Origin of the sequence: Longitalea arenae (genome assembly GCF_016924755.1) — a bacterium.
Classification (GTDB): domain Bacteria; phylum Bacteroidota; class Bacteroidia; order Chitinophagales; family Chitinophagaceae; genus Niastella; species Niastella arenae.
Genome location: NZ_JAFFJX010000005.1, coordinates 444529 through 462413, shown reverse-complemented (window position 1 = coordinate 462413; position 17885 = coordinate 444529). Strand labels below are relative to the sequence as shown.

The 17885-nt window shown below is 46.4% G+C and carries 14 protein-coding genes and 1 tRNA gene; 7 read left to right on the top strand and 8 right to left on the bottom strand.

Annotation, left to right across the window (positions count from 1 at the left end):
* Complete coding sequence (locus JT717_RS14580; RefSeq protein ID WP_205511215.1) at positions 1–591, top strand: hypothetical protein; 591 nt, start codon at positions 1–3, stop codon at positions 589–591.
* Positions 588–1967: a hypothetical protein gene (locus tag JT717_RS14575; protein WP_205511214.1), complete on the top strand. Its 1380-nt coding sequence runs from the start codon at positions 588–590 to the stop codon at positions 1965–1967. The genes JT717_RS14580 and JT717_RS14575 overlap by 4 nt, the downstream gene beginning before the upstream one ends.
* 62 nt (positions 1968–2029) lie before the next feature.
* Here JT717_RS14575 and JT717_RS14570 read toward each other — a convergent pair whose 3' ends face one another.
* From JT717_RS14570 to JT717_RS14545, 6 genes are all read right to left on the bottom strand, one after another.
* Positions 2030–2782, bottom strand: a complete 753-nt coding sequence (locus JT717_RS14570) for a glycosyltransferase family 2 protein (protein ID WP_205511213.1) — start codon at positions 2780–2782, stop codon at positions 2030–2032.
* Between the two features lie 190 nt (positions 2783–2972).
* Positions 2973–4286 (bottom strand): DUF2851 family protein, encoded by a 1314-nt coding sequence (locus JT717_RS14565; protein ID WP_205511212.1) that lies wholly within the window; start codon positions 4284–4286, stop codon positions 2973–2975.
* Between the two features lie 211 nt (positions 4287–4497).
* Positions 4498–5091 (bottom strand): Maf family protein, encoded by a 594-nt coding sequence (locus JT717_RS14560; RefSeq protein ID WP_240348089.1) that lies wholly within the window; start codon positions 5089–5091, stop codon positions 4498–4500.
* Positions 5088–6032: a geranylgeranylglycerol-phosphate geranylgeranyltransferase gene (locus JT717_RS14555; RefSeq protein ID WP_205511211.1), complete on the bottom strand. Its 945-nt coding sequence runs from the start codon at positions 6030–6032 to the stop codon at positions 5088–5090. The genes JT717_RS14560 and JT717_RS14555 overlap by 4 nt, the downstream gene beginning before the upstream one ends.
* A gap of 130 nt (positions 6033–6162) precedes the next feature.
* A complete protein-coding gene (locus JT717_RS14550) occupies positions 6163–6684 on the bottom strand; it encodes a KdsC family phosphatase (RefSeq protein WP_205511210.1) in 522 nt (173 codons plus the stop codon).
* A 139-nt stretch (positions 6685–6823) separates the two neighbouring features.
* A complete protein-coding gene (locus JT717_RS14545; protein WP_205511209.1) occupies positions 6824–8974 on the bottom strand; it encodes a carboxy terminal-processing peptidase in 2151 nt (716 codons plus the stop codon).
* A 153-nt stretch (positions 8975–9127) separates the two neighbouring features.
* Here JT717_RS14545 and JT717_RS14540 point away from each other — a divergent pair.
* The 5 genes from JT717_RS14540 to JT717_RS14520 all read left to right on the top strand — a co-directional run bounded on the left by JT717_RS14540 (position 9128) and on the right by JT717_RS14520 (position 15038).
* Positions 9128–9201 (top strand) — tRNA-His (locus JT717_RS14540).
* Between the two features lie 111 nt (positions 9202–9312).
* Positions 9313–9921, top strand: a complete 609-nt coding sequence (locus JT717_RS14535; protein ID WP_205511208.1) for a DUF445 domain-containing protein — start codon at positions 9313–9315, stop codon at positions 9919–9921.
* A 346-nt stretch (positions 9922–10267) separates the two neighbouring features.
* Positions 10268–12937: a TonB-dependent receptor gene (locus JT717_RS14530; protein ID WP_205511207.1), complete on the top strand. Its 2670-nt coding sequence runs from the start codon at positions 10268–10270 to the stop codon at positions 12935–12937.
* Positions 12938–13864: 927 nt separating this feature from the next.
* Positions 13865–14479, top strand: coding sequence for an SGNH/GDSL hydrolase family protein (locus JT717_RS14525; protein WP_205511206.1), 615 nt, complete (start codon positions 13865–13867; stop codon positions 14477–14479).
* Between the two features lie 67 nt (positions 14480–14546).
* Positions 14547–15038: a hypothetical protein gene (locus tag JT717_RS14520; RefSeq protein ID WP_205511205.1), complete on the top strand. Its 492-nt coding sequence runs from the start codon at positions 14547–14549 to the stop codon at positions 15036–15038.
* Here the strand turns inward: JT717_RS14520 and JT717_RS14515 are convergent.
* Together JT717_RS14515 and JT717_RS14510 are read right to left on the bottom strand one after the other, a co-directional pair.
* A complete protein-coding gene (locus JT717_RS14515) occupies positions 15030–16295 on the bottom strand; it encodes a DUF4407 domain-containing protein (RefSeq protein WP_205511204.1) in 1266 nt (421 codons plus the stop codon). The genes JT717_RS14520 and JT717_RS14515 overlap by 9 nt on opposite strands.
* A gap of 337 nt (positions 16296–16632) precedes the next feature.
* On the bottom strand, positions 16633–17832 hold the full coding sequence (locus JT717_RS14510; protein WP_205511203.1) for an NRAMP family divalent metal transporter: 1200 nt from the start codon (positions 17830–17832) through the stop codon (positions 16633–16635).
* Between the last annotated feature and the right edge of the window lie 53 nt (positions 17833–17885).

The following is a 17885-nucleotide window of genomic DNA, read 5'->3' as shown; positions in this document are numbered from 1 at the left end:
ATGAAGAAAAAGAAGACTGCACGTACTGCAACCACCAGCAGTCCCCAACCGGTTCCAGCATCGCCAGCGGCCAAACCTGCAGCCAGGCAAACCGCTCCCGCCGCCACCAATGGTTTTAAAGGCTTTATTTTACTGGTGACTTCCATTATGGCGCTCCTGATCTTCTTCGGATTGACCCCCAATAAATTCTGGTTCGATCAAAGGATCATGCCCTATTGGGAAGATTTTAAAGAACAGAAATTGAACCTCGACCTGGAAGAACGAAAACTGGCCCGCTACCAAACCGATTACCTGTTTGCCAAAAATGTAGCCGGCTTTTTTGAAAAAAGAGGATCAGCCGACAAAGTATTGGTACTGGTGCCGCCTACCGATTATTTCAACGCCCATGGCCTGAACATTCATGTGCCCGAGCCGGCCGTATTCTATTATTTCTCCGGTTTAAAGACCATTTGGGCCAACAGTCCTGAAGCGTCAAAAGCCAATTGGTATATTACCGCCAAAGGGGGCGGACTGATGTTTGACACCGTTACCAATAAACAGGCTTTACTGGATACGATTGCAGCATTTAACAAATACAAAATTTCCTTATGAGCGGCATAATGATCATTCTGCTTTTAACGATCATACAGTTTATTGCAGGTTTTGGCCTCATTAACCTGTTTAAAATAGACCTGAAACCCGGCCTGCTTATTTCCCTGGCCATATTATTAGGAGTAGCTGTTTTTTCTGTAATGCCTTTTATTTTACAGCTGGCCTTTATTCCATTGACCTCCGCTAACATATTCATTTCGATAATAGCAGCAACGGCCCTTTTAAATATTAAGTTTAGATCGGGACTGGCCCGTTTAAAAGAACTTTGGAGCACCACTCGTTTTAAGATCAAAATATACGAGATCCCTTTCGTGGCGATGATCATCTTCATTGTATTTGTGAGTGCCTGGCGCTGTTTTTACTTTCCCCCTACCCCCCGCGACCTTACTTCGGGCGCAGAAGTGATCGCAGAATACGCCATCCGCGAAAAGACCATGATCAATTCGGTATTTTCAGTAAACCTGGAATCGACCAACAATATTTTCAAACCGCCCTATATCACCTGCCTGCAGATCATTTATAAATATGCTGGCTTTGCATTCGGACAGATTTGGTTAAGCACCATTGTGGCCTGCTTTATCATTTTCTTATACCACGCGCTTACCCTTACCATCCACCGCATTTTTGCCGGATTGCTGGTCCTCTTCTTTATGGCCATTCCCGAAATGTTTGCTTACACCTTTATGGTGTTGTTCGACTATAGCAATGCCGTCTTCTTCTTCCTGTCGGTCTGGTTCCTGTATTTATTTTTTCAGAACCAGCAACGCAACTACCTCTCATTTGCCGGTTTGCTAATGGCCATTGCCACCTATATCCGGTCAGAGACCCTTATCCTGGCCTGTTTAATGGTGCCCGCCATCGTCTGGTATCATTGGAAGAATAAGACCGGTATTGTAAAAGGATTGATCAGCAGCGCCTTTTTTGTGGTTCCTTCTGTTTTAGCGTATATTATTTCCGTTTCGATCTATATCAATCGCTACCTGCCGGTGCAGTATAATATCCAGGGACAGGTAAACAAGAACCTTGGCGATCTCTCGCCCTTCTTTACCCGTTTTTCTGATATCAACAGCCAACTGATCTTCAGTGATACGGGTGTTGGCTATTACGGCTATTTCATCTATCTGTTCATTGGACTGCTGCTGCTCGAACTGGTGATCAAACGCAGGTTGAACAATACCACCCGTAACTGGCTCTATGCCGTACTGGTCATTTACCTGGGTTTCCCCTTGCTGGGCTACCTCTTACCCCTGCTCGATCTGAACAATTCAACCAAAAGAGGATTGTTTAAAATATTCCCGCTGATGTTATTGTATATGGCGCATAACAGCCTGCTCGTAGGCTGGTCGCAACGCATTGCCAAATGGGAAATGAAATAACCGACAATTCCAACTAACAATACAAATGGGCCCTTGCAGGCCCATTTGTATTGTTAGCTAAATTACTTACTTATTTTCTTAAACAATTTGAATTTAGCGATCCCTGCTTTATGCAAAAAATATTGCAGACTTACCCGTAAAACGCCCATTCCATAAATAGAACTGCGCCTGAAATTAATGGAAGATGCTTCATCGAAATATTTGGTAGGACAGGTGATCTCCGCTATTTCATAACCTCTGAAAAAGATCTGTGCCAGCAGCTCATTGTCGAACACAAAGTCGTCGGAATTATCCTGGTATGGGATCGACAGCAAAACGTCTTTATGATAAGCCCGGTAGCCGGTATGGTACTCCGACAATTTCTGACCCATCAAAATATTCTGGGTCATTGTAAGCATCCGGTTGAAGATGTATTTGTACATCGGCATGCCGCCCTTTAAAGCGCCCTTGCCGAGGATCCGTGAGCCGAGCACCACCGGATATACCTTATTGGCGATCAGTGATACCATGGGCGTTATTAAAGCAGGCGTGTACTGATAATCGGGGTGCAGCATGACGACGATATCTGCCCCAATTTCCAGGGCCTTATTATAGCAGGATTTCTGGTTGCCGCCATAACCCTTGTTCTTCTCGTGCCGGATAATATGTTGAATGCCGATCTCACGGGCTACTGCAATGGTATCATCTTTACTGGCGTCATCCACCAGGATCACGTCATCTACAATCGATCTGTCGATTTCATCATAGGTTGGCCGAAGCGTTTTGGCTGCATTATATGCCGGCAGCACTACTACTACTTTTTGTCCTTTAATCATATTTTTTGAAAGTGATTCACCACCAATAACGGATTATCCCAAACCAGGATATCCGGCAATAATAAAGCATTTACGCGATTTTTCAGCTGTAAAAATTATTGTTCGTGGCACAAAGAAGCTCATAACCAGGCGAAAGAACGCCCCTTTTACAGGACCTTCACCTGGATAATATGGTGGCTTAGATGGATTGTTAAAGGCTGACCTGCTGGTAACCGGTTTTGTTCGTTTCCAGGCCAACAGCGACCGATCTTTTCAGCAAGGCATTGCCTACGGCGCAATCAAGGCATTTGCGGGGGTCGCAATACCGGCTTTTTAATTCGAGCAGGGCCTGGGAATCGCAGGCGCTTTTGTTAACGACACCCAGCGCGGCATAACCATTGGTGACGGCGTTCATTTCAGGTTCCAGCTCATCGAGCCAGTTGAGCGCCCGGTTCTTGTACTGTTCCTCATTGTGCAATGAACCGTAGGCAAATAAAACCGGTACTACCGTATTAATGATAAGCGTATCTATCATTTGGTTACCCAGCTTTTTCGGCCGGTGACCCGAGGTTTTCTGAAATGTATAATGCTGATCCCAGAACTCACTGGCTGTTACTGCCAGCCAGTTCCTTACATCGTTAAGCTGCACTGTATCCTTGATATAGGCAAACAGCTGTGTTGATCCATGGATCAGCCTCGCCAGCTGCGCCAGGCGGATGGTGGGAAAATTAACCGGGCGCGTACGCAAAAAATGTACAGGTTGCCTTACCGGCTGCAACTGAAACTTTGCTTTAAGATGCAGGTATTCCCGTTGCAGCATCGCCGGGTATTCGCCTGAAAGATCTGCTTCCAGCAAACCACACTGCCCCAGTAACAGCGCTTCCAGCACAGGTAAATTATTTCTGTAACGGGCCAGCAGGGTGAGCGGTAATGATCTGGCCATGGCCTCAAAGGGTTCAAAATTCAGCACGGCTCCAAAATTGCGGGCCAGCAGCCACCAGAAGCTTTCATCCCAATGCTGGTTCGATTGCAGCAGGAAAGCAAAGACCATCGCCGATTTACGTTGCATACGTTCGGCCAGCAGCCGCTCGCGCCACGAGATCCAGATGATCCGCGACACATCACGTATCTGGCTTCCGCAGGCAATAAAACCGCTGTTATTCATCCAGTGTTCATATTGCTCCAGCAGCAGTATCGGTACATTCGACTGCATGGAAAAAACCGGTATTCGGGTGTCCTTATCTGGCAGGTCATGCTCCCACACCACATGCAACACCACATTATCGTAGTTGCGGTCTAACTGATGCGCATGCCTGAACCAGTCAGACGTCCGGAGATGCAATTCAACATGCCCAACCCATAATGTATCTTCTATTTTGATCTTTGCTTCGAGAAAATCGGGGCCCTGATTGGTATTATAACGCCCTGGATGAATGACCTGGAAAGTGTCTCCATTGTCGAGAATGGCGCTTTGTTTATTATAATATTGGAACTGCCACAGGTATTGCAATAGCCTTTCTGTCATATCAACAAGCAAATATGAGATTAGAAAATGTGCTACTGAACAGAGTGGCTACTAATGAGCGTGCTAAATGGCTACTGATCGAGGACCTAGAGACATAAAGCTACTGAAAAAATGTGATAATGTGCTAATTTGCCAATGTGCTAATGAATACAGCTTGTAAGGCGGCACTATTTAGTATTGGCGGGAATCCCGAAATGGAAGCATTAGCACATCAGCCCATCAGCAAATTAGCTAATTCCGCTACCACCCTGCTAACGGGCAGGCCCATCACATTATAAAAATCGCCCTGGATAGATCGAATGCCTATTACCCCGATCCATTCCTGGATGGCATAGGCGCCGGCCTTGTCATAAGGTTGGTATTTATCAACATAAAATGCGATCTGCTCTGCAGTAAGCGGGTGAAACCATACATCGGTGGTATCTGCAAAAGCGATCTCCCGTTCCCCTTTCAATAATACCACGCCGGTTATCACCTGGTGTTTATTGCCTGCAAGGCGGGCCAGTATACTCAAAGCATCTTCACGGTCTTTCGGTTTTCCAATGATGGTATTACCTAACACCACAACCGTATCAGCTGCAATAATAATATTGTCATCGTCATGCAGGGATGTATATTTTTTTCTGACCGCTAGTGCTTTTTCCCTGGCAATATGAACCGGCACATCAGGGACCGGCATATCAGGCGGAAAACTTTCATCTGTCGGTTGCACCATGATCTCAAACGGGATCTCGGCCCATTCAAGCAATTGTTTACGCCGCGGCGATTGAGAAGCCAGTATAATACGTGGACCGTTCATTGTCATGAATAGAGTTTAAAGAACAACATAGATAAAATACCGCTTAGCATGATCAGCTTTAACCAGGTGCTTATCGAATGAAACTGGGCCGGCGTTACCGCTTTCACCAGTTTGCGCAGTAATAACAGCATGGGAAGAATGATCAATACCGCACAGTAGGCCGCCGCCCACCACCATTTGAATGGCAGTATATATGCCATCATGATAACCACCGCAGTAAGCAGTACAATGAGCCAGGTGGCCGTGAAAATTTTCGAAGCATTGATGCCCCATACGATCGGCATGGTCCTGCAGCCATACCGGGCATCACCCTGAATATCTTCCATATCCTTTACCACTTCCCTGATAAGGGAGATAATAAACGCAAAGCCGGCATACAGAAAGGTGAGGCGCATCAACTTGGAAGCATCTACCAGCGCATATACCTCCGGTTTCTTTATCACGCCGTAATGGGTAATGAAACCAATGACAAGAATGACCCAGGCGGTAAGCAATGAAATAATTACATTACCGCTCAACAGTTTCTTTTTGAAAATAGTACTGTAAAACCAAAGCGCGCCAACACAACCGATATTGGCCGGTATCAGCCACCAGCTCCTGGTTTTCCAGGCTACATAAGCACTGCACAATACTCCGAAGGCTGATAATACCAGGTGCCAGATGATCGCCCATCTGCGCTTGATGATCTTTTCCACCACCAGCTTATCGGGCTTGTTCACGAGGTCGATGTTAAGGTCAAAATAATCGTTGATGATATAACCTGCTGCTGCGATCAATACCGAAGCAGCGACGAGGGTAATAAAAACAGGAATTGGCAGCACCGGAGGCGCCCCTGCTTTTTGAAGAATGGGCGCTACAATACAATACTGGAACAGCAATTGGGTAATGGCAATGAACAGGAGGTTCACTGAACGTATAAGCCGTATAAATGCTGCCAGCAGCTTCATTCAAATACAATTTTGGATTTTGCGACTTTGCGATTTCGAGATTTTGAGATTTACACTTTCGAATACAATGAGGTATTTGTGAGTTTGAGTAATCCAGAAATCTCTAAATCTCGAAATCAGAAATCAGAAATCATTTACTGGCTACATCAGTATGTAATTCCCAGTGATTATTCAGCTTCAGTACCTTTTCTATCACTTCGCGCGCACAGCCTTGTCCACCCGGCAGCAAGGAAATATATTTCGCGATCTGTTTTATTTCTGTGGCCGCATCGGAAGGCGCGCAAGGCAGTCCAACCTGCTGCATGACCTCATAATCGGGAATATCATCGCCCATGAACAAGACTTCATTCCATTTCAGTTTATGTTGCTGCACATAGGCGGCCAGTTTGCTTTTTTTATCGGTAACCTGCATGAATACATCCTGTATGCCCAGCTTGTGCAAACGCTGGGTAACGGCATCGCTTGCCCCACCGGAGATAACGGCTACCCGGTACCCTTTTTTTACCGCCAGCTGAAGGGCGAATCCGTCTTTTATATTCATCCGCCGTACAAACTGTCCGTCATCAAAAACAAACAGCGTACCATCAGTCAGTACGCCGTCTACATCAAACACAAAGGTCGTTATCTGCTTAAATTGGTCTAAAATATTCATACTCATGGGATGGCTGCAAAAATAAGCGGAAAATCCCGCTTATACCAGTGACTGGTGTAAAGAAAAAGGATCTAAAAGCAAAAGCCTCCCGAAAAGTTCGAAAGGCTTTTATATTATATATTCAAAGAAGATAAAGTAATTACTGCTTTTGTTTTACGTCGGCATACACCAGGTTGGTTTGGGTAACCATGTCATTCAACACATTGGTTGCCTCATCCAGGTATGGGTCATTGCGCAGGATCCTCAACCAGTTCTTGAAGCGCTCCAGTTTGGCGTTATCGGCTTCAAAGCGTTTCATGTCGTCCTGTAAAGGTTCAACATTCAGCTCGTGCGGTAACTTGTTCTGCGTTTCAATTTGTTTGGCAATGGCCTTGCTCTTTTTCTGTTCTTCCTGGTATTTCTTCAGGTTCAGGGAAACCGTTTTATCGCTTTGTTTAGCCAGCCATTCTGCATTGTTGTGAATGGTGTTGAACAGGGCATTATTTTTAATACGATCTGAACTGGCTTTTCTGATGGGGCTCAGGTCAAGACCATATTTCCAGCGGTTGTAATCTGCTTTCTGGATCTCATCCCATGCCAGGGCATCCGGATTGTCCTTTTCGCGGATCTTCGTGTATTCGAAGATGTCGGGTATGTTCACGTCAGATGAAACGCCCCTTAGCTGGGTAGAACCACCGTTGATGCGATAGAATTTCTGCAGGGTGAGCTTAATGGTTCCCAGTTCACTGTTAGGATCCAGGAAACCCATTGTTTTGTCTAAACCAATATTACGTTGAACAGTACCCTTACCGTAGGTAGAAGTGCTGCCAATGATAACACCACGGTCATAATCCTGAATGGCGGCGGCAAAGATCTCAGAAGCTGAAGCGCTGAATTCATTTACCATAACGGCCAGCGGACCATCATACAAAACTGATTTATCGCGGTCGTAGTAAACAGTGGGTTTGCCTTCGCGGTCTTTCACCTGAACGATGGGACCGCCTTCAATGAACAAACCAACCATTTGCACCACATCGTATAATGAACCACCGCCATTATTGCGCAGGTCCATAATGATGCCGTCTACTTTCTGCTCTTTTAATTTAATGATCTCCTTACGCACGTCTTCAGAGCAACGGGCGCCTTTGGGATTATCGAAATCGGCATAGAACTCAGGCAGGTAAATGAACCCGAGTTTTGATTTCGGCGTATTGATGACCACACTGCGGGCAAAGGTTTCATCCTGGATGATCTCATCGCGGATCAGTGAAACGCTTTTTACTGAACCATCAGGCTTTCTTAACGTAAGCCGCACTTCAGTACCCTTTTTACCACGGATCAGTTTCACCGCATCCTGAACTGTATAACCGGTAAGATCAACAGGTTCAGCACTGCCCTGGCCCACTTTGATGATGGCATCGCCAACACCGATTTCACCTGATTTCAAAGCCGGACTACCTGCCAGTACGGAACCGATCTTGATATTGCCGTCCTCTTCACGTAATGAAGCGCCGATGCCATAAAAACGGCCGCTCATTTCCTCGTCGAAATAACGTTTGTCAACCGGCGGCATAAACGTAGTGTGCGGATCCATCGATTCGGTAACGGTCTTTACAAACTCATTGAAACGATCGTCGTCGCTCACTTTGAATTTCAGGCGGTCAAAATTCCGGTTCATGATTTTCAATACCCGCTCACGCGCTTCTTTTTCCAGTTCTTCATCTGTTTTTACTACAAAATTCTCCTTGCCTTTATTCTTTTCCCGGTCTTCCATCAGATCATAATAGCGCTCGAGCGTAAGGTATTTCAACCGTTTGCGCCAGGCTTCTTTCCTGTCTGCTTCAGATTTGGGATAATCCAGCTTTTCATCATTGAAGTTGGCAGTTTCATCCTTGGTGAAATCAAAAGGTTTTGCGAGCAATTCTTTATAGATGGCCTCGGTTTCAGGCAAACGCTTTTTATAGATCTCGGAAACGGCTGGTACAAATTGCACGGCGCCGCCCAGGATCTCATCATCGAGTTTGGTTTCGTATTTTTTCAGTTGCTGAATATCCGACTGAAGCAGGATGTTCTTCTGATCATCGATCTTCTCGCCCAGGTATTTCTTGAATATTTCCTTTGAAAAATTATCGTCGATCTTTTTCGGACTGTAATGGATCTCGGCAAGCATCTCCCCCACGTTATGAAGTATTTTTTCATATTTAGTAGGCGGATTACCATTACCCAAACCAAACCCCAGCGACTTGAACGCCAGGATCAAACCTGCACCAAATAAAAGCAAGACTATGGGTAAATTTTTTCGTTGTAGCATATATTTTAAAACTTTAGGCATCAATTCAAAAATAACGATAAAAAAGATGGGTTGTTGCACTAATGTTATAATTAACAAGCCATTTTGATGAAAGGTTTGTAGAAAGATTTTTTACTAAAACTAATTTTTTCTTACATTTGCAGCCTGAACACGGAGGTTGTAGCTCAGTTGGTTAGAGCGCAAGTTTGTGGCACTTGAGGTCGTGGGTTCGAGACCCATCATCCTCCCTCAGATAACTCCCCCGACGGTAATGTCGGGGGTTTTTTATTGGCCAAAACTCGCTGCAAAAGTTATGGTTTTCCCCTAACATATGCAATGTTTATAGTCAAAATCTATTTATGAACTGGTGGTTATTGATCATTCTCGCGGGTACTTCTGCATTTATTGGATGGGCGTCCAACAAGCTCCTCATCAGGCTATTATTCCATCCCCTGAAACCAATACGGCTATTCGGATATACGATCCAGGGTATTTTTCCCAGGCGGCAAAAGCAGCTGGCCGCTCAACTGAGCGCACTCGTAAGCAGGGAATTTCTTTCTTTTACCGACCTGGAAGCAAAGATCACCAACCCTGACAACTTCAAAAAAATCATGCCCACGGTGGAACAGCATGTGGATGATTTTCTGCGCAACAAGCTGAAAGAAGCATTTCCCATGATCGGGATGCTCATCGGCGATAGAACCATCGCTACGCTGAAAGAGATCTTCATGAAAGAGCTCGAAAGTCTTTTTCCGGTGATCATGAAAAGCTATGTGCAGAACCTGCAGGAAGAGCTTGACCTGGAACAGCTCATCAACGATAAAATAGCTTCATTCTCACCTCAAAGCATCGAAGCCGCGCTTTACCAGCACCTGGGAAAAGAATTGCGCCAGGCGGGTTTGTTAGGCGCCGCCCTGGGCTTTATTGTGGGTTGTATCCAGGCGTTCATCGTAATGGCTTTGATGTAAAAAAGTTCCAGGCTACAAGTTGCAGGTTGCAGGGTTACAGAAAAACAGGCAGCTGCAATGAAAGCCCTGTAATCTGGAACATGAAACCCGCAACCGAAGACCGGTACCCGGTAACTGGTAACCGGTAACTGGTAACTGGTAACTGGTAACTGGTAACTGGTAACCGGTACCCGGTAACCCCCAACGACATGCCGCCCGCCGTTCATCACAAAAAATGTCTATTTCACAAGTTCTCGGGCAATTTTGCCGTCTGATCGATCTCAACCATAGTAACTGACAAATGAAAGGTCTGTTCCGGTACGCGGAATGGAACATCATCTGGCCAAAACACAAATTATAATTTTAGATGAAAAAAATTGGATGGCTCTTTACACTCCTGGCCTGTTCTCTCATAACCAATGCGCAATTCCCGGGCGCAGGCGCCGGCGGTAACCGGCCTGGTGGCGGAAACAGGCAGGGCGGCGGTCAGCAAATGAATATCGGTCACTTTTACGGCCGGATCATCGACAAAACAACCAACAAAGGACTCGATGCAGCTTCTGTACAATTATTCCAGAACAAGTTTGATACTGTTAGCAAAAAAAGGACCGATGTGGTAATTGGCGGTATGCTTACCAGCCGGAATGGCGATTTCAGTCTCGAGAACCTGCCCGTATTTGGGCAGTTCAAACTGGTAATTACAGCCATCGGCTACAAACCCATTGAACAAAAAGTAAGTTTTGACCTGAAGATGGGGCCTGGGGCCGACAGATCCCAGATGCTTTCTGCCGTTGATAAAGACCTGGGCAATATAAAAATGGAGCAGGATGCTTCCGTACTGCAGGACGTAACAGTCACCGGCAGCAAACCCATGATCCAGATGGGGGTCGACCGCAAGATCTTCAATGTGGAGAAAAGCATCACCTCAGCCGGTGGTACAGCGATCGACGTTATGCGTAATGTACCTTCCATCAATGTAGATATCGACGGGAATGTTACCCTGCGTAATGCCGCCCCGCAGATCTTTGTAGATGGCCGCCCCACTACCCTTTCCATAGATCAGATCCCCGCCGACGCTATTCAAAGTATTGAAATAATCACCAACCCCTCTGCAAAATACGATGCCAGCGGCGGCCAGTCGGGTATTTTGAATATTATACTGAAAAAGAACCGGAAGACCGGTTATAATGGAAGCGTGCGGGCTGGTGTTGATAGCCGTGGCCGCTTTAATGGCGGTGGCGATCTGAATGTTCGCCAGGGCAAGATCAACGTATTTGCCAATGCAATGTATAACCAGCGGAAATCAAAAGGCTGGGGCCAAACAGACCGTACGAGTATTATTGATTCGAAGGAAGCATATACAACGCAATATACCAACAGCGTGTTCACAGGCGCCTTTGCCTTTGGCCGCTTTGGTCTTGACTATTTCATCGATAACCGCAATACCATTTCCATCTCGCAGTCGATCGTGAATGGCGATTTCAAACCCGATAACCGTACCAATACGGTCATTGACACCGCTTTCGGCAGCCTTGAGACCCAGTACCGCAATACACTCGGTAAAAACAATTTCCGCAATTATGGTACGCAATTAAGTTTTAAACACCTGTTTGCACGCCCGGGTGAAGAATGGACAGCCGATCTGAATTTTAATCAAAGCAGGAATACCAATTACAGCGATATCCGCTATCGTTATTTCTATGACCTTGACCAATTGGATCCGAAGAATCCTGAACAATTGCAAACCATCGATGGTGGCGGCCGCAATAAGTTCTTCATTGCGCAAACAGATTATATAAAGCCGGTTACAGAAAGTATAAAATGGGAAGCCGGATTGCGTGCCCAGGTACGTAATTTTGAAAGCTTCCAGTATAACTATCTGAATGGCACTTTCATCGATGCCCAGAGCAATAACTTTGAATACACCGATCACGTGTATGCCGGTTATGTTACCTTCTCTCAAAAAATAAAGGACAGCTTCAGCTACCAGCTGGGCTTACGTGCTGAAAGCAGCGGTTATGAAGGCGAGCAGATCGGGAAAGACACCTATAAGAACGATTTCCCCATCAGCCTTTTCCCCAGTGTATTTTTAAGCAGAACATTGAATCACCGGCAGGACCTGCAATTGAATTATACCCGTCGCATCAACCGGCCTAATTTCTTCCAGTTAATGCCGAATACCGATTATTCAGATCCACTGAACTATCAAACCGGCAATCCGGCCCTGAAGCCGGAATTCACCCATTCATTGGAATTGTCGTACCAAAAGACCTATGGTAAAAAGAACAATACCTTTCTGGCTACCTTGTTCGGAAAATATACCACGAACCTGATCGCCCGTTATCAGGAATGGGGTAACCTGGGCAGCAGTAAAGATTCGGCCTTTATTTCCACCTATGTAAATGCTTCAACCGCGTATGCAAGCGGCCTGGAACTGATCTTCCGTAACAACCTGGCAAAATGGTGGGATGTGACCACGAGCGCCAACGTGTATTATTCGAAGATCAACGGCAGCAATGTCGTCGAGAACCTCGAAAATGAACGCACGAGCTGGTCGGGTAAAATGAACCACAACTTTAAATTCAATAAAGGCTGGAGTGTTCAGATCAGCGGCGAATACATCGGTAAAAGCGCCTTACCGGTAAGCACCAGCAACAGTGGTGATGGCGGCGGCGGTGGTCGCGGTGGCGGCGGCGGTGGTCGTGGCGGATTTGGTGGTGGACAACCAACCACTACGCAGGGCTACATCAACGCAAACTATGGGGTTGATATGGGATTGCGCAAAGATTTCCAGATCAAAAAGAATACCGCTACTGTATCGGTAAACTGGAGTGATATCTTCAGGACCCGCCGGTATTTCGTGCATTCCATTGCAACCGGCTTCGTACAGGATGACTGGCGCAGAAGAGACCCGCAGATCGTACGTGTGAACTTCAGCTACCGCTTTGGTAAATTCGACGTGGCCCTCTTCAAACGCAAGAACCTGCGCGGGGAACAGGAAGGCATGCAGAACGGAATGCAGGGGATACAGCAATAATTAGCTGATTAGCTGATTTGCTGATTAGCTGATTTGCTGATTAGCTGATTTGCTGATTAGCTGATTTGCTGATTAGCTGATTTGCTGATTAGCTGATTTGCTGATTAGCTGATTTGCTGATTAGCTGATTTGCTGATTTGCTGATATGCTAATGGAATACAGTTCCGGTAATCAAGGGGCTCTTCTTATCGGCATCCGGCTTTAGTCAGATTTGATCTCGATTTGTTTTAATAAAGCAACATGTACAGACACTACATGATTATGTTGCGGGGGCTGCGAAAGCAGCCCTTTTTTATTACTCCGTTGCCGGAAAGCCGGTGTTGGATCAGCTGAAATTGTTGCGAAAGCCCTAAATTTTCCGGTGAACGAAGACCGGTTTCAGCGGGAAGTTCTATCCAACTATCACTGAATATGAACTACTTGCGCCTCAATTTATTGAACAAACAGGAACAGTTTATTGAACAAACAGGAACAGTTTATTGAACGATCAATACCAGATCATTGAACGATCAGTACCAGATCATTGAACGATCAGTACCAGATCATTGAACGATCAGTACCAGATCATTGAACAAACAGGTGTTGTTTATTGAACAAACTGATATTGTTTATTAAACAAACTGATATTGTTTGTTGCATACCCAGAACAATTTTTTGAACGAATTGACCCAATTTTTCAATAATCAACCCCTGTTTATTAAAGGATCCAACCCGCATATTTCAAAACCAGTCGCGGATCCTTTAATTCCGGGAACAGATCCTTTAACGATCTGTTCTGTTTTTTAAACAGGTAAATCCGGTTCCCGCATTCCGGCGAAGGCCCGCCCCCGGTAACCGGTACCCGGTAACTGGCAACCGGTAACTGGTAACCGGTAACTGGTAACCGGTAACTGTATTTTTTGTACTTTTCTCCCCTATTTTCAAGTTATGCTCAACACTTACGCTTACCTGGCCCTGGGCGATTCCTATACCATTGGTGAAGGCGTTCCGGTATATGAAAGTTTTCCCTATCAAACGGTACAGCTCTTACGCAGTGCAGGTTTTCAGCTGGCCGCAGCTGAAATTGTAGCCAGGACCGGCTGGACAACCGATGAACTACAGGCAGGTATCAACAATAGCCGCTTGCTGCCTTCCTATGATCTGGTTTCCCTGCTGATCGGCGTAAATAATCAATACCGGGGCAGAAGCGTGGATGAGTATGCCCAACAATTTGATAAACTGTTACAACAAGCGATTCACTTTGCCGGCGATCAGTCACAGCATGTATTTGTATTGTCTATACCCGACTGGGGCATTACGCCTTTTGCCCGTGACAGGGACAGCGCTGTTATCACCCGGGAGATCGATGCATTTAATGCGGTGAATAAACAGCTAGCCGGCAAGTACGCAGTGCATTATCTGGATATTACCCCGGGCACCCGCCTGGCTGCCAACGACGCATCACTGCTCGCTGCCGATCAATTGCACCCATCCGGAAAAGAATATGCGCTCTGGGCCTCGAAACTGGCGAAGGCCTGGAAACAGGTAACTGGTAACTGGTAACCGGTAACACATACTTTACAAGCCATTCCATACGTTTTCAAAACAACCTGGTTTAAATTAAAGTCCTATGGTTAAATTAAGCTGGAAGGAAAAATACGCCGGCATCCTGGTTTTACTGATCAGTGTTATTTACCTGCTCATGCAATTGGCATCTATCTTTTCAAACCGCTCAGGTGCTTATTCCATGCAGAACGGAACCTTTGTCATCAGTAAAAATGAACTCTACTCCGATCTCAGGACCTGGTCTTTGGTTATCGCAGGTATTATCGCGGGCTGGTGTTTGCTGGCCGGCAGGCGCCTGGGCTGGATCTTAGGGCTTCCCATCTTACTGTTCATCACCGCGCTCGTGGGCGCCATGACCCTTGAACAGGCTATGAAACTGAAACAATTTGATAATTCCTTGATCGGCTTCGGGGTGGGTATCTTCCTGTTGGTATGGGCTATAATCTTTTTACTGTTACCGGCAGCCCGGCAAAAATACAGGGTCAGTAAAGGCATTGCTCTACTAACCCTGCTCTTATTTATTGGCCTGGGCGGCGCTTATATCTATTTACAGTAGGTCTTCGCCATTGAACTGGTAGCGCTCCTTGATCTTGCGCATCACTTCGTCCATACTGGCCCGGTGATCGCGGGGATTCCAGTCGCCCCGCTCCCATTTATCCAATTCCTCGTCGATATGTTTTTGCTGCAGCGTTGTCATTTTTTCAACCAGCTGGTCTGAAACCTCTTTCTGTTTCTTGTACCAGGTATTCTTTTTATCAACCAGCATTTCTTTGTTCCGGCGCATTTCCTCTTCTGCAGCGGCCATGCTGGTGAGCTCTTCTTTGGCCAGGGCAATGTCGTATGGACCAACCGGCATTATGAGTTTTGAAATGATGGGACCTACTTCGATCAGGATGATGAGCAGGGATAATAAAAAGCTGGTCCAGAAAACACTGCTTTCTTCAGCAGCGAGGTCGGTGAGCGCTTTATTCCGTTCGAGGAAACCAACATTTTCCAGCGCGTTCAATTCATACTGGGCCCGCTTGGCTTCCAGATTACTTTTAGCGTTGGCCAGTATGCTGTCCTGCACTTTGATGCTGCTCGTGAGCGATTGCAGTTCGGGCGTAGCCTGCTGGGCAGAAGAGGTGTAAGCATCCAACTTCAGTTTGGCGATCCGCTGTACCCCGCGCTGCTGTGAACCACCCGTTCCATCTGCTTCCTGAACATAGGCTTGCTGTAAACGGCTGAGTTCATCCTCTATATTTTTCTTGCGTTCAAACAGGCGGTTCCTTTCCGCTTCGGTCGATTGCATCAAAGCGGTATTTTCTGCCTGCAGCAAACTGTCGTTCAGCTGTATCTTCTTGTGCGTGTTCTCGATCACTTTGGTGTTGATCTCCTTTTCAAAGATCTTCAGTTCCAGTGGCCGGGCAATGGTAAATCCGATGAGTACAGCCAGCACCATACGGGGTATGGCCATGGACAATTGTTTGCGGCGGCTTACGCCATACTTACGCATGGTGGAAACGAGGAAGCGGTCGAAATTAAAGATGATAAGCCCCCAAACGATGGCAAAGCACAGGGTCCACAGCCAGTTGCCAAATACGCTGTAAATGGCATAACCGGCAGAGAGTGCAGCGAGCACAAAAGTGGCCAGGATAACGCCGCCCAGTCCCCAGTATTTGCTGTGTTCAGAGGGAAATTGTTTTAAGAGTTCCTGGTGAGCACCGGAACACCACCATAAAAAATTTGTGTCGGCCTTTTTGCCGGGGCCTCTGCCGGTAAATGAATCATAGGTATACAAGCCAGTGTCAGGCGATTGCTGATTGTCAGCCATAACCGTTACGGTTTAATTAATGGATAATTGTTGTAAAAAAAAATGAAATGCCTTATAGGTGGGTTGAGGTGGTTGGAATAACACAAATAACGATAAAAAAATCGGTTTATGTGTAAATGAAACGTAAAAAAGAAAGGAATAGCGATCCTTTAACAAGCGGCAACATTAATGATGGCAGAATAGTTAATAGAATTTCATTATAACATTGGTAAATACTGCATGCAAAAGGGGGAATTACGGATGCAACACGGTAATTACAGAGACGGCGAACGCAGAAGGCAAACCCGGTATTTGAACATTCTAATTCTTCAGGAGGAACAACTTTAGGAAACCGGCGCTAAGCGTTAAGCGTTAGGCTTAATATGGCTGTGGCACCCATAATACTCATGATAACAACCACGATCCACCCCGCAACAGCTAACCATACCGGATGTTTATAATCGCCCATGAGCTTCTTCTTGAACACAGCAGCTAACAAAAGGGCCAGCGACAAAGGTAAGATCAATCCATTCAGGGCGCCGGCTACCACCAGCCATTGCACGGCCCCCTGTCGCAGAAATGCAAAAATGCCCATAGAGATCAGGATGAACAAGGTGGTAATAAGCCGCTGGTATTTGTCGAACACCGGGTGCAGGGTTCGCAAAAAGGAGATGGAAGTATATGCCGAACCTACCACTGAAGTGATGGCGGCACTCCATAATACAATACCAAATATTTTGTAACCGGCGTCACCGGCTGCGATCTGAAATACCGAAGCTGCAGGATTTTTACTATTCAATACGCCGCCATGCGTCACCACGCCCAAGGCCGCCATGAATAATAAGATCCGCATTAACGAAGCCAGTAAGATAGCGCTTACACTGCTACGGGTTACCTGCGGTAACTGTTGTTCTCCTTTTATACCGGCATCGAGCAGGCGGTGGGCGCCGGCAAAACTGATATACCCGCCTACCGTTCCGCCAACCAGGGTTACAATAGCAGTCGTATCTATGCTAACAGGTACAAAGGAGCGATATATTGCTTCACCTACCGGCGGCTGTGAACTGATGGCCACATAAAGGGTCAGGGCGATCATAATAAAGCCCAGTATTTTGGCAAACCAGTCCATGGCCACACCGGCTTCTTTGATCCAGAAGATAAGCAGTGCAATGGCGGCACTGATCGCCGCTCCCATCACCGGACGACCGGGATCGGTATCGAATGGATAAATGACATTCATTCCGAGTCCGGCCCCGGCTACATTCCCGATGTTGAAGACCAGGCCCCCGGCCACGATCAGGATGGCCAGCACATAACCCATGCCGGGCAGAAGATTATTGGCCAGGTCCTGCGCCCGCATTTCTGTAACAGCAATAATGCGCCATACGTTTAACTGGGCGGCAATGTCGAGGATAATAGATACCAATATTACAAAACCAAAACTGGTAAGCAGTTGCTGGGTAAATACGGTGGTTTGGGTAATAAAGCCCGGACCAATGGCGGAAGTTGCCATCAGAAATGCAGCGCCCAATAAAGCTGACTTGGTTGAACCCTTCATTTGTTGGTTTTAGATCAAACAGAACCAGTGGCAATTGGCAGTGGGCAGTTGGC